The sequence below is a fragment of the Mycoplasmopsis columboralis genome (assembly GCF_900660675.1).
Taxonomy (GTDB): domain Bacteria; phylum Bacillota_I; class Bacilli_A; order Mycoplasmatales; family Metamycoplasmataceae; genus Mycoplasmopsis; species Mycoplasmopsis columboralis.
The window spans coordinates 241,670-254,658 of sequence record NZ_LR215039.1 but is presented as its reverse complement, the minus strand read 5'-3'; the positions used below and the strand labels follow the sequence as shown (position 1 = coordinate 254,658).

Below are 12,989 nucleotides of genomic sequence, written 5' to 3'. Positions count from 1 at the left end.
GCGTTTTTATTTGTAAATATAATTGTGCTTTATAATGCACAACAATATATAATTAAATTATTATGATAAAAGAAATACTTGGTGAAAAAATTAAACAACTTAGAACAAGTCAAAACTTATCTCAAAAAGATTTTGCAAAGCTTCTGAAAATTGAACGTTCTCAAATTTCAAAAATTGAATCTGGGAAAGTGAATTTAACATTAGAGAGAATTTTAAAAATTTCTAAAGCTTTAGAAGTTTCTTTGGATCAATTATTTACCTTTAAAGCGGCTTTTAATACTAAGCCAGTTGTAAAGTGAGCCGGGGGTAAAACACAGCTTCTTAGTGCTTTAAAAGAACACCTTCCAGAAGATTTTAATAACTATTTTGAGCCTTTTGTTGGAGGAGGGGCTTTGCTCTTTGCATTAAATCCAAAACAAGCTTATATTAATGATTTTAATGCTGATTTAATGTCAATTTATGAATGTTTACAAGATCCAAAGTTAACAACAAAGATGCTTCAGTTGCTTAAAGAACACGAGAAAAAACACTCTGAAGAATATTATTACCAAATTAGATCTATGGATCAAGATTCTAACTTTAATAAACTTTCACTCCCAATTAAAGGAGCGCGACTTATTTATTTAAACAAAAGCTGTTTTAATGGTTTATATAGAGTCAATTCCAAAGGATACTTTAATGTTCCGTGAGGTAAAAAAGAAAAAGTTGTGACTTTTGAAGAAGATAACATCAAAGAAATCCAAAAATATTTTGCAATTGCTAATGTTCGTTTATTTAATGGCGATTACACCAAGTGTTTAGAGAAAGCTCAAGCGAATGACTTTGTATACTTAGATCCTCCTTATGATGTAATTCCAAATAAAAGTGGATTTGTAAGTTATAACAAAGAAGGTTTTGGAACTGAAGAGCAAGTGCGTTTATCTCAAGTATATAAAGAATTAAATGCTAAAGGTGTTAAAGTGATGCTTTCAAATCACAACACACCATTAATTAATGAACTTTATAAAGATTTTAAGATTACAGTAGTTAAAGCGAAAAGAATGATAAATTCCAAAGGTGATAAACGTGGAGCTGTGGAGGAAGTAATTATTACCAATTACTAACATGAAAAAAGACTTTGAAACTTGATTTCACTCTTTCACAGAAACTATCGCTTCGTGAAACTATTATGTAAATTTTCCTAAAGTGTCTCAGAATGTTGATTTAATTAAAGAACAACTTGAAATTTTAAATTCTTTATCTAATAGTAATGACTTAGAACAAGATTTTAAAGATATTATCATTAAATATCCAGAAACTCTCAAAGTGTTACCAATTTTATTAGCTAAGCGCGACACCAAAATCACCATTAACGATAACGAAGAAAACAAGGTATATGATTTTAGTGAATTTAATATGAGCATTGATGATTATTCAGAATTTATGCATAAAAGCGGTTTATTTGAAATTTTAGAAAATAAGCTAATTACTAACATTAAAGATTTTGTTACCGGTATTGAAGTTGGCATGGATACCAACGGAAGAAAGAATCGAACCGGGATTTTAATGGAGGAATTAGTTGAAAAACAACTTCAAAAAGCAGGACTGCACAAAAATGTGTCATACTTTCAACAAATGAGTGTTAAAGAAATTGAGTATAAATGAAATCTCAACTTAAACATCTTAGAAGAAGTAAACGCTTTAGATAAACGCTTTGATTTTGTGGTTGAATTAAACAATAAACTTTATGCTATTGAATGTAATTTTTACAATTCAGGTGGATCAAAATTAAATGAAGTGGCTCGTAGTTATAAAGCAATAAACCAAAAACTTTCTACCACTCCAATGCAATTTATTTGAATTACCGATGGAAAAGGTTGAGAAAGTGTTAAGCATGCCTTAAAAGACTCGTATGAAAGCATTAAGTATTTAGTAAATTTATATGATTTAAAGGAAGGTTTTTTCACAAAACTGCAAAACAAGACAACTTAACTAGTTGTTTTTTTGTTAAACGTTTAATTGAAGAAATTAAAAAAGCTACTTCCAAATTAGGAAATAGCTTAAAATGAATTTGAAATCAAATTAAAGTTTAATTAATAATTTGACATACTAAAATCGTGTTTTCTAAGACATCAACTTAATTTTAGTATCAATCGTCTGAATTATTTTTTAAATCTTTTGAAGATTTCTCATTTTGATACTTTTTTTCTGGTTCACCTGCCTGTTGATAAGAAAGAAATTCATTTACTTCTCTTGTTTCTCCGGCGTTGTATTCTGAAGTACGTTCAGAAATGGTGTATTCGTTAGTTCTTGGTTGTTGTGAGTAGCTTGAATGAGAAGCTTCTCTAGTTTCACCAAACACATTTTCAATGTTTGTGAGTTCTTCAGGAAGTTTGTCTGAAGGTTCTTCATCAAAGTAATTGTTGTAGTTATATTCTTGTACTGGTATTTCTCTTTTAAGTGGTTGATATTCAACTTCATGCACGACTTCAACTTGAGGTTTTTCATAAACAACTTCTTGAGGTTGAACTGGTTGCTCCACAACTGGTTCTTCGTCTCAAGAATAAGCAGGAGAATAGCTTTGAGTTTGAGTTTCTACTTGTGTAGATTCATGTTCTTTTGAATATTGAAGTTCGTTTAATTGAGCTTGTGCAAATGAAATAGCATCATTATTTTGCATAGTTGGAACTTTTAATTCTCTGGCATTTTCATCATTACTTCCAGTAACGATAATTGAGACTTTAAATAATTCACCATTATCTTTAAGGTCTACAATTTCATGTCCAGTAATTGTATCAATTCCTTCTTCTTCATCATCAATTGAAGTCCCAAAAACTTGGTAAGCTTTGCTAATGGCTTTTTGAACTTCTGAAAGTGAAGCTTTTTTATCACTTTGAATGTTAATGATCATTCTTGATGCTTTATTGATTGGTTTTTCGTAAAGATTTTGCTCAAAAGCTTTTTCAACAGCTTTTTCAGCTCTATCTTTTCCGGTTGCTTGAGCAATTCCAACCATGGTTAATCCACCATCGGTTAAAATTTTTCTAACATCAGCGTAATCAATGTTAATTCTACCAATACGGTATAAAATATCATGAATAGCTAAAATAATGTTTTTAAGGGAAATGTTTGATAATTCGAAAGTGTCATTTAACGGTACATCTCCGTAATTATCAGCTAATTTATTATTTGACAAGATAATATATGAATCGACAAATTTAGAAAGTTTTTCGATTCCTTCTTTAGCATATCTTCTTCTTTTAGGACCCTCATATAAGAATGGGGTTGTAACAATTGCAATAGTTAAGGCACCATTATTTTTGGCTGCTTCAGCAATCACAGGAGCAGCTCCAGTTCCAGTTCCTCCACCAAGTCCAGCGGCAATGATCACCACATCAGCACCACCGATTTTTTCTTGAATTTCAGATAAACTTTCTTTGGCAGCTTTAGCTCCTACTTCAGGATCAGAACCAGCACCTAAACCACGGTTATCTTTACCTAAAGCAATTTTATTTTTACAGTCATTTGATGCGAGCGCTTGAGCATCTGTGTTGGCAACGATAAATTCAACGTTTTTGAATTGCTCTTTATCCATCATTTGAATTGCGTTGTTACCTGCCCCTCCAACACCGATAACTTTGAGCACAATACCAGCGGTATTACGGTCAATCATTTGTTCGTTTTCGGTATTTGAAGCAGCGATTTTCTTTTGTGAAGCACTTAATTCATCGTACATAATTTCTCCTTTTATACTAATTTTAAGTTTGCAAACAATTCTCTAAGAAGGAGAAATCTTTGCTTTTTGGTATGTTGTAAGTCATAATGACTTGAAATGGTATTTACAGTGTTTGTTTGTTTTCACACAAAAGTATTTAAAAAGTTTAAAACACTAAATGTGAGTGGTTCTTGTGTTTTCTCAAGAGGATTTAAGGTATTTGAAAGTGGTTTATACATTTGAGAAAAACCAATTTTGCTTGGCAAAAATGACATCTTTTCAAAATAATTATTCATTCAATCTAACTCACCACTGAAAGAAAGAGTGTTTAATTTTTCGGGTGCAATGTATTTTTGAGCAACAAAATCAATCATTTGCTCTTGTATAAAGCTTTCAAAGAATTTTAATAGAGAATAACTAAGGCTTAAATTTTGATCCTCTATTGTGGTTGAAGTATCTATTTTGGTTAAATATTTAACTTTGTTGCGTGCTTGGTTGAAGCTTATGTGTTCATCGATGGCAATTTTATAAATTAAATTATCAGTACCCACTAATAGTTTTTTGTAATTAATAATTGCTCCATTATAAACTAAAGCTAACACGCTACTTTGTTGATTAACCTGAACAGACAAGTTGACTTGAGAATTATCCTTTAAGTTTACTGAATTAATTTGGCTACTTAACATTACATTCAATTCATCGCTTGGTAAAGCTTGGAAAAGCGACAAAATATGTTTGTAATTACATGTTTTTGGTTGATAGGCAAAAGAAGTTTTGGCGACTATCTTAGTAAATTTTTTTCCCTTTGGGAATTCATGATAAATCTTTACTTGATTGTTAGACTTATACAAAAGATATTCATAAGTGATTGCTGTAGCTATTTTAGTTACACTTTGTTCATTTTCAAATTGTGCAATTTGTTGAGTGATTAACTGTTCTAATGCTACTGAAGCATCATCGAGTTTAGAAATATCTTCACTTAAAAGAGTAGTTTTAATTAATTTGACTTGAACGCTTTCAAGTATTGAGTCATCAATGATGACATTTAAACTAAGGTGTTGATTATTTAAAGTAGTTAAGGTGTTGTGAATGTCTTTGAGGTAATTTTCAATATCAAGCACATTACTTGGCATAATAACGCGCTTAAATTGTTTAGCATCAAACAAATAATTGCCATTTATTTGCTCAAGCATTTGAAATGATAATGCTTTGTTGCTAAGGTGAAAAATTCCAACACTTTTTTGCACAACAACCTTCCTTTCTAAATATTATTTTTTATACAACACTCTTAATTTGGCGCTTCTTGAGCGCTTGTTTTCTTGAAGTTCTCTATTTGAAGGTTTAAATTGTTTGGCAAAGTATTGTTTTTCAACAAATACAGGTAATTTCGCAGGAAGTTTATCTTCAATTAAAGTTTTAAAGAAATTCTTTACGATTTTATCTTCAATAGAGTGAAAAGTTATTATTGCTAAAACGGCATTATTTTTAAGTAATTGAACCGCATCACTTAGCATGTTTTGAAGTGAGTGTAACTCGTTATTAACCTCAATGCGAAGAGCTTGAAAAACTGCTTTAGAAGGATTTTTTTCTTTCACTATTTTGGCTGGATATGCTTTGCGAATAATGTCAACTAATTCTAACGTAGTGTTAATTGGCCGACTTTCTACGATGGCTTTCGCAACTTTTTTTGGAAGCTTTACATCAGCGTTTTCTCATAGAATTTGGGCTAATTTGGCTTCATCATATTCGTTGACAACCTCTCAAGCACTTAAAGCTTGAGTTTGATCCATACGCATATCTAATTTGGCATCTTTATTGTAGCTAAAACCTCTCTCAGAATTATCTACCTGAGGAGATGAGATACCTAAATCAGCAATAATACCATCTACTTGAGTTATTCCTCTTTGAAGTAATTCTGATTTTATATTCTGGAAATCACTTTTAATTAATTCAAAGTTAGGCGATGTTTGCATCAGACGATTTTTTGCGTATTCAAGTGCAAAATCGTCTTTATCAAAACAATATAACTTACCAGTAGTAAGGCGTTGTAAAATGGCTTCAGAGTGACCTCCCATTCCCAATGTGAGATCAACATATATACCATCTTCTTTTATATTAAGTTCAGAAATTGTTTCATTGAGAAGAACTGAATAGTGTAATTTATTCATCATCCTTCATGTGTGAAATTTCTTCAGCTAGTTTTGCAAGATCTCCATCAGCAAAAAGGTTTTCGAATGCTTCAAAACCTTCTTTTGATCAAAGTTCAATCATTGAACCAGTTCCTACAAAAACAACTTCTTTTTGGATAGCTAATTTATCAATAATAAACTTGGGCAAAGAAATGCGTCCTTGTTTATCTAAGTTAACTTCAACAACGTTACTCATAATAATTCTTGTAAGATGTCTTACTTTAGAGTTAAATTGAGATTTACTTTGAAGTTTTTGGTTATATTCTTGAAAGTTTTGTACGCTTCTTAATTCAAAGTTATTGTCAAACCCAAGAGTAATATAAAAACTACTTCCTAGATAATCTTTAAAAACCGGAGGTAATACTACACGGTTCTTGTCATCAACAGTTCGAATGTGTTGTCCGTACATACCACTTCCTCCCACTATCCACCATTATTTTACAATAATCACACTGGATATCTAATAAAAAAAGATATTTTTTTAAAATATTGCTTAAAAGAATTCAATATGTGGAAGATTTTGCAGAAATATGGAAAAATATGAAATTTTCTAAAATATTTTTTATTTGAAGAGAAAAAAACTTATAACTAAAATGGAGAAGAAAAAAATCACCCCTTTAAAGGTGACATAATTGATTAATTATTAAGCTTTATTATTTGAACCAAATTCATGAATTTTTGCTTTAACTGTTTCGCACATAGCTTCATAACCAGGTTTGTAAAGTTTTCTAGGGTCAAAGTTTTTCCCCTCTAAATCTTTTCCTGAAAGAACATACTCTCTAAGAGCTTTATGGTTAGCTTGTTGTAATTCAGTGTTAACATTAATTTTGGTTACACCAAGTGAGATGGCTTTTTGGATTTGTTCGGTTGGGATTCCGCTTCCACCATGAAGCACAATTCCAATTCCAGCTGCTTTTGAGATAGTTTGAAGAGTTTCAAAGCTTAATGATTTTCATGATGTTGGGTATGGACCGTGGATATTTCCAATTCCAGCTGCCAATACATCAATTCCTAATGCGGCCATTTTTGCAGCTTCACTAGGATCGGCAAATTCTCCATTTCCTACAATTCCATCTTCTTCTCCGCCAATGGTACCAACTTCTGCTTCAAATGAATATCCTTTTTCTTTTGCAAGTTTAACAAGTTCGGCTGTTTTTTGGTAATTTTCAGCAAATGGATAATGTGATCCATCAAACATAACAGATGTATATCCTTCTGTTTGAAGAGCTTTTTTAACACCTTCATATGATCCATGATCTAAGTGAAGCGCTACTGGAATTTGAATGTTTAATTCTTCAATTAAACCTTTAATCATTCCTGAAACAACTTTAAATCCACCCATGTATTTTAATGCACCTTCACTTGTTGCAATAATTACTGGTGAGTTTTCAGCTTGCGCAGTTACTAATACTGCTTTTGCTCATTCTAAGTTGTTAATGTTTATGTGTGGAACAGCGTATTTTCCTTCTTTTGCTTTTTTAAGCATTTCTGATGCACTTACTAATGCCATATGATTCTCCTTTTATTACGTTGTAAATTAAAAAATTTCAATAGATTTACTTTGTCATGTTCCGTCTTGATTTCTTTCAAAACGTCTGTCAACAGTTAATAATGTATGAAGTTCTCCGATTTTACGTTCTCTAACTTTTTCGTATGGAGTACTTTCAGAAACAAATTTTTGGGTTCATAATTCTTGAAGTTCTCTCTCAACTACTTCAAAAATTTCGTTGAATTCGAATTTTTTAGTTGTATCTTCTGAAATCACTTCAATAGCAATATCTAACATTGTCTTCATAACAAAATCCTTTCGTAATTACTGCAGTAATTATAAATATTTTAAACTAGTTATTAAAATGCGTAAATTATATTTAAACATTTTTATGGAAACAAACCATTACATACTTTCAGGAGCTGACACACCAATTAAGTTAAGCCCTAATTTTAAAGTGTTTTTGGTTGCTAAAACTAAATAAGCCAAAGTTGCTTCATTTTCAGAACCAACAATTTTAGTTTCTGAGTAAAAACTATTAAATGCTTTTGCTAAATCAATTAAATATTGTGGCATTAAGTTAACTTTATAAGTTTGGGCAATGGTTTTAATTAACTCAGGAAATTTAGCAAGTTCCATGATTAAATTTTGCATTTTAACACTTAAAGATAACTGATTATTCATGCTTAAAGTTCCGACTTTATTTAAGATTGAAGTAGCTCTTGAATGAGTGTATTGAACAGTAAACACAGGATTTTTTACATCTTTGGAATTGGCAATATCAATATCAAAATCAAATTTACTATTTACCTCACGAGTAAGCATTGAAAAACGGACAGCATCTGAGGAAGATTCATTGAGTAAGTCACTTAAAAAGACACTAGTTCCTGCACGTTTGGACATTTTGAATTCTTCACCATTTTTAATCAAACGCACAAGTTGAACTACTAAAACATCCATTTTGGAAGAATCAACTCCCAAGCATTCTAAAGCGATTTTCATTCTTGCGATATACCCAGAGTGATCTGCACCTCAAACGTTGATAAGTTTTTCTGCTTTAGCGGATTTAATTTGGTGATAAGCAATATCAGGCAATAAATAAGTATAAGAACCATCCTGTTTAATTAAGACCCTATCTTTGTCATCTCCTAGTTTTTCAGTAGCTAAAAATAATGCATTATCTTGAGTGAAAGTATGTGGTTGCAAAGTTGATAAAGTTTGTTTAATTAATTCTTGATCATATAATGATTGTTCACTAAAAAATGTGTTAAAAGTTACATTAAAATTAGCTAAATCTTCTTTGATTTTATTTAACAAAATTTCTATGCATATTTTTTTGAATTCTTTAGTTTCGCTTTGATTGATGAATTTATCGTTATATTTGTCTTTGATTTGTTGAGCAAGTCAAATGATGTCATCTCCACGATAGCAAGTTTCAGGCATTGGAATGTCAATGCCAAAAAGCTTGTGATATCTAACTGACGCTGATTGTGTTAAGACATTAATTTGATTTCCGGCATCGTTTATGTAATATTCTCTTTCAACTTCATGTCCTGCGTGAGTTAAAATTCGAGCTAATGAATCTCCAACAGCAGCTCCTCTAGCGTGTCCTACATGTAAAAAACCAGTTGGATTGGCTGAAACAAACTCCAAGTTAATTTTTTGGGATTTTACTTGATTGGCACCATATTGTTCATTTAAAGTAACCACACTTTTAAGAAAATCTAATAGTGATTGTGAATTTAGAACAATATTAATAAAACCAGGATTGGCAACATCTATTTTGTCAAAAAAGGGATCTTGTTGTAATTTTTCAGCAATTAAATTTGCCAATTGCATAGGAGAACCTTTAAAAAATCTTTTAGCAATAAAGGCTACATTAGTAGCATAATGATAATTAATTTGCTGTGAGTTTAAATTTTCTGGAACATTAGGGGTTGCAAGGCTGTAAACAAGCTCACTATCACCAAATTCACTATTTAAAATTTGTTGGTCTTTTAATTGTTTTAAAACGGCATTGATTTTGTTTTTTGTGTTCAAAAATAACGACATATTGCTCCTTTTTGTCTTTTAATTATATAAGAAAAAAGCTATCAAAACGATATATAATTTAATATTATGTCTTACAAAATTTATGTGTGTGGTCCAACAGTTTACAACAGCGTTCATATTGGTAACATCCGACCAATTTTAACAATGGATTTGATCTTGAAAGCAGCAAGAAATTTAGGAAAAAATTTCTTTTTTGTGCATAACATCACTGATATTGATGACAAAATTATTAATCGGGCAATTGCAGAAAATACAACCGAAGAAGCAATAGCGCACAAATACACTCAAGAATATTTAGAATTACTTAAACTTTTAAATGTCAATACCATTTCAAAAATTGAATATGTTACTGAAAATTTGGAATACATTCAAAACTTTATTAAAAGTTTAGTATTAAGCAAAAATGCTTATGCAGATGCTCAAAATAATGTTTGGTTTGATGTTATCAAAAATAAACATAATTACGGAAAAGTTTCAAAGCAGAAACTCGAGAATATGGTTTTTGAAGACACAAATTATTCAAAGAAACATCAAGCAGATTTTGCTTTATGAAAACAAACTCAAAAAGGTGTTCAATATAAATCAATTTTCGGAAATGGACGTCCTGGATGACATACTGAGTGCTGTGTTCTTATTTACAAAAATTTCGGTTCAAGTGGAGTTGATTTGCATGGAGGAGGAATGGATTTAACATTTCCTCACCATGAAAATGAAAATATCCAATTTCAAGCTCTAACAGGAAATCCTATCGCTAAAAAATGACTTAGAACCGGAACCTTGAATTTAAATGGTATTAAAATGTCAAAATCACTTAATAATGTCGTTTTAGCTAAAGACTTTATTCAAACTCATGGTGCTGATATATATAAATTTATTTTGCTTAATAATTCAGTAACTGGAATTATTAATCTGGATGAAAATACTATACACAATGCCAATAAAATAATTTTGAAAATTAGAAAGATCTATTTTAAATTGTTTAATTTGCAAGTGCGTAATGCTGAATTTAATACTGAAATTTATAATCAAGCAATGAATGCGATTTTAGAACTTAATTTTTCTAAATTTATGACAATTGTACATGAGTTAATTAAAGGCTCAGCAAATGATTTAGTTTTAGCTTTTACTTTAAAACAAATTTTTGACACTATGAATTTTGAATTCAAAGATTTTAATTATGCTGAATGCGTTCAACTTTACAGCCAATGAGAACAACTTAATAAAGAAAAAAAATATTCAGAAAGCGATGCAATTAGAAACATTTTAATCAAGAAAGGGGTTTTTTAGATGAAAAAATTAACAATTAGCGGCAAGAACTCCGTTATTGAAGCTTTTCAGAATAACTTACCTATTTCAAAAATATTCATTTCTAAAAAAGAAAATTTGAATTACTTTAAAAATAATACAAATATTGTAGAAATTGTTGAACCTAAATATTTAGATTCCTTAACTAATGAAAACCACCAAGGTTTTGTTGCTTTTTTGTCAGACTTAAATTATTTAGATATCAATTATTTAATCAAAAAACAACCTAAAGGAGTTTTAGTTTTAGATAAAATTCAAGATCCGCACAATTTCGGAGCTATTATTCGGAGTGCTAATGCAGCAGGAATTACTGACATTATTTATCCTAAAGAAAATTCCTGTGATATTAATTCGACAGTATTAAAAGTCTCAAGTGGCGGATTTGTGAATATGAATTTTTATCGTGTAAATTCAATTAGTGCAGCTATAACAAAACTAAAAAAAGCCGGTTTTTGAGCTTACGCTACTACTTTAACACCTCAAGCAATTTCTCATACACAAGTTAGTTACAATACTCCTTCTCTTTTAATTATTGGTAATGAAGGTAGCGGAATTTCTAAAGGTGTTCTTTCTGTTTGTGATCAGAACATTTATATTCGTCAATACGGAAGTGTTCAATCACTTAATGCATCTGTAGCAGCAGGAATTATTCTTTTTGATTTTGCGTCAAAAATTAATGAAAAATAAAACCTATATTTATAGGGCAAATTTAAAAGAAGAAATTATAAATTACTTTGAATTGCATAAATTTGAAAAAATTAAACTTTCTCATTTTCTTAGTATTATTTATGAATTTGTTAAATATAAAATTCGTTCATTATCACGAAAAGTTTTGTATTTGTATTCATTTAATAATGGAATTTGTGAAGAAGAAATTCAAAATTATATTTATTCAATCTTAATTGATATTATTGAAAACTGAAAAAACTTTTTACAACTACCTTTTGAGGCTTATTTTTGAAACACTATCAAACTAAAAATGATCAATTATATTAACAGTGTTAATAATAGACAATTTGATTTTGAAGAAAAACTCGCCAACAATTTAACTAATTTAGGCAAAATTAATTATTTTTATCATCATACAAACGGCAATAATGATGAAAGAAAATATTATGATATTGACTATTTGAAAAAAATCATCAGTAAAGTTGAATTGGATTTTATAACTGATTTACTTAATAAGGATAAAAAGGAAACCCAATTTTACTCTACTTATCAAAAAAATAAAATCATTAAAAAAATCAACTTAAAGATTAAAAAATCGCAAGAATTGGATTATTAGGATATTATGAAAGATAAATTCGCACAAATTCATATTTTTACAACCGACACAGTCACTGGTGTTGGAGGTCCGGTTAATGAAGAAACTTTAAAAGTTTTGTATGAACTAAAGCAAAGACCACTAAATAAGAAAATTATGATTTTAGTGGCTTCTTTAGAGCAAGCCCAAAAATTTCCTCAGTGAACTGAAAAAGCTACAAAAACTGCTCAACAATATTGACCCGGAGCTTACAGCATCATTGTTAATGATCAAGGTTTTCGTATGCCTAAAAACGAGCAATTATTACAATTTTTAGAGCAATATGGACCAATGTATGTAACTAGTGCGAATATCTCAGGAAATAAACCAATTCAAATTAGTCAAGCAAATGATATTTTTCCGCAAATTAAAAATGTGCATGACTTCGGAGAAGGTTCTAATAAAGCCAGCACAATAATAAATTTAGATAAAAATGGAGAAATTATCATTAGAGATTAGTAATTTAAATAACTAATTAATACTCCTAAAAAACTTCACAATCCAACACATAAAAAGGCATAAAAACTTTTGTAACTCACATTTGAAGTTGTTTTGTTTTTAGATTCCTTTAAATAAGCTTGATAGATTTTTTGGTCATTAGAATTTAAACTTACTAAGCGATCTTTACGTCTATTTTTAGTGATGTTTTTTAAGAAACTATTTTTTGCAACAACTACAAGTAAATTAAGTAAAAATACAATTGCAAAACCAATGATTAGAGCATTTATTAAATAATTATGGATCTTAAAATTGTATTTTGAAGTACCACTAATTAGTAAGATAATCCCAAATAGTAGAATATAAAATAAGTTAATGACATAAAATTTTCAGTGTTTAATTTCAAATTTTAAACGTTCAAATAAGTAATTTAATATTTTTTTCATTTTCTTCTCTTTATAATAATAATTAAAACTTAATGGTATTTTAATTAACTTACAGTTTGCATTCTTGCAAACT

General features: G+C 29.7%; 14 protein-coding genes. 6 read left to right on the top strand and 8 right to left on the bottom strand.

The window, feature by feature from the left end:
* Nucleotides 1-62 precede the first annotated feature (62 nt).
* Together EXC45_RS00995 and EXC45_RS00990 are read left to right on the top strand one after the other, a co-directional pair.
* A complete protein-coding gene (locus tag EXC45_RS00995; protein WP_036434643.1) occupies nt 63-1,103 on the top strand; it encodes a Dam family site-specific DNA-(adenine-N6)-methyltransferase in 1,041 nt (346 codons plus the stop codon).
* 1 nt (nt 1,104) lies between these two features.
* A complete protein-coding gene (locus EXC45_RS00990) occupies nt 1,105-1,971 on the top strand; it encodes a type II restriction endonuclease (RefSeq protein ID WP_036434641.1) in 867 nt (288 codons plus the stop codon).
* 151 nt (nt 1,972-2,122) lie between these two features.
* On the opposite strand, the gene ftsZ is transcribed toward EXC45_RS00990, so the two are convergent.
* The 7 genes from ftsZ to argS form a co-directional block, all read right to left on the bottom strand.
* Nucleotides 2,123-3,715, bottom strand: a complete 1,593-nt coding sequence (ftsZ, locus tag EXC45_RS00985; RefSeq protein ID WP_051616967.1) for a cell division protein FtsZ — start codon at nt 3,713-3,715, stop codon at nt 2,123-2,125.
* Between the two features lie 11 nt (nt 3,716-3,726).
* Nucleotides 3,727-4,941, bottom strand: coding sequence for an MAG3720 family protein (locus tag EXC45_RS00980; RefSeq protein WP_036434639.1), 1,215 nt, complete (start codon nt 4,939-4,941; stop codon nt 3,727-3,729).
* A 21-nt stretch (nt 4,942-4,962) separates the two neighbouring features.
* The gene (rsmH, locus tag EXC45_RS00975) at nt 4,963-5,862 is read right to left on the bottom strand and encodes a 16S rRNA (cytosine(1402)-N(4))-methyltransferase RsmH (protein ID WP_036434637.1); all 900 of its coding nucleotides are present in this window, start codon (nt 5,860-5,862) and stop codon (nt 4,963-4,965) included.
* Nucleotides 5,855-6,292, bottom strand: coding sequence for a division/cell wall cluster transcriptional repressor MraZ (locus EXC45_RS00970; protein WP_036434635.1), 438 nt, complete (start codon nt 6,290-6,292; stop codon nt 5,855-5,857). The genes rsmH and EXC45_RS00970 overlap by 8 nt, the downstream gene beginning before the upstream one ends.
* Before the next feature lie 234 nt (nt 6,293-6,526).
* Nucleotides 6,527-7,393, bottom strand: a complete 867-nt coding sequence (gene fba / locus EXC45_RS00965) for a class II fructose-1,6-bisphosphate aldolase (RefSeq protein ID WP_036434633.1) — start codon at nt 7,391-7,393, stop codon at nt 6,527-6,529.
* 27 nt (nt 7,394-7,420) lie between these two features.
* The gene (gene rpoE, locus EXC45_RS00960; protein ID WP_036434631.1) at nt 7,421-7,678 is read right to left on the bottom strand and encodes a DNA-directed RNA polymerase subunit delta; all 258 of its coding nucleotides are present in this window, start codon (nt 7,676-7,678) and stop codon (nt 7,421-7,423) included.
* Between the two features lie 99 nt (nt 7,679-7,777).
* Nucleotides 7,778-9,424, bottom strand: coding sequence for an arginine--tRNA ligase (gene argS / locus EXC45_RS00955; protein WP_036434630.1), 1,647 nt, complete (start codon nt 9,422-9,424; stop codon nt 7,778-7,780).
* Nucleotides 9,425-9,490: 66 nt separating this feature from the next.
* On the opposite strand from argS, the gene EXC45_RS00950 reads away from it, so the two are divergent.
* From EXC45_RS00950 to EXC45_RS00935, 4 genes are read left to right on the top strand one after another with little or no spacing between them, the layout of a single operon-like run.
* Nucleotides 9,491-10,711 (top strand): class I tRNA ligase family protein, encoded by a 1,221-nt coding sequence (locus tag EXC45_RS00950; RefSeq protein ID WP_036434628.1) that lies wholly within the window; start codon nt 9,491-9,493, stop codon nt 10,709-10,711.
* A complete protein-coding gene (gene rlmB, locus EXC45_RS00945) occupies nt 10,712-11,416 on the top strand; it encodes a 23S rRNA (guanosine(2251)-2'-O)-methyltransferase RlmB (protein WP_036434625.1) in 705 nt (234 codons plus the stop codon).
* The gene (locus EXC45_RS00940; RefSeq protein ID WP_036434622.1) at nt 11,406-12,014 is read left to right on the top strand and encodes a hypothetical protein; all 609 of its coding nucleotides are present in this window, start codon (nt 11,406-11,408) and stop codon (nt 12,012-12,014) included. The genes rlmB and EXC45_RS00940 overlap by 11 nt, the downstream gene beginning before the upstream one ends.
* Before the next feature lie 6 nt (nt 12,015-12,020).
* Nucleotides 12,021-12,491: an L-threonylcarbamoyladenylate synthase gene (locus EXC45_RS00935; RefSeq protein ID WP_036434620.1), complete on the top strand. Its 471-nt coding sequence runs from the start codon at nt 12,021-12,023 to the stop codon at nt 12,489-12,491.
* On the opposite strand, the gene EXC45_RS00930 is transcribed toward EXC45_RS00935, so the two are convergent.
* Nucleotides 12,488-12,916, bottom strand: coding sequence for a hypothetical protein (locus EXC45_RS00930; RefSeq protein WP_036434618.1), 429 nt, complete (start codon nt 12,914-12,916; stop codon nt 12,488-12,490). The genes EXC45_RS00935 and EXC45_RS00930 overlap by 4 nt on opposite strands.
* Between the last annotated feature and the right edge of the window lie 73 nt (nt 12,917-12,989).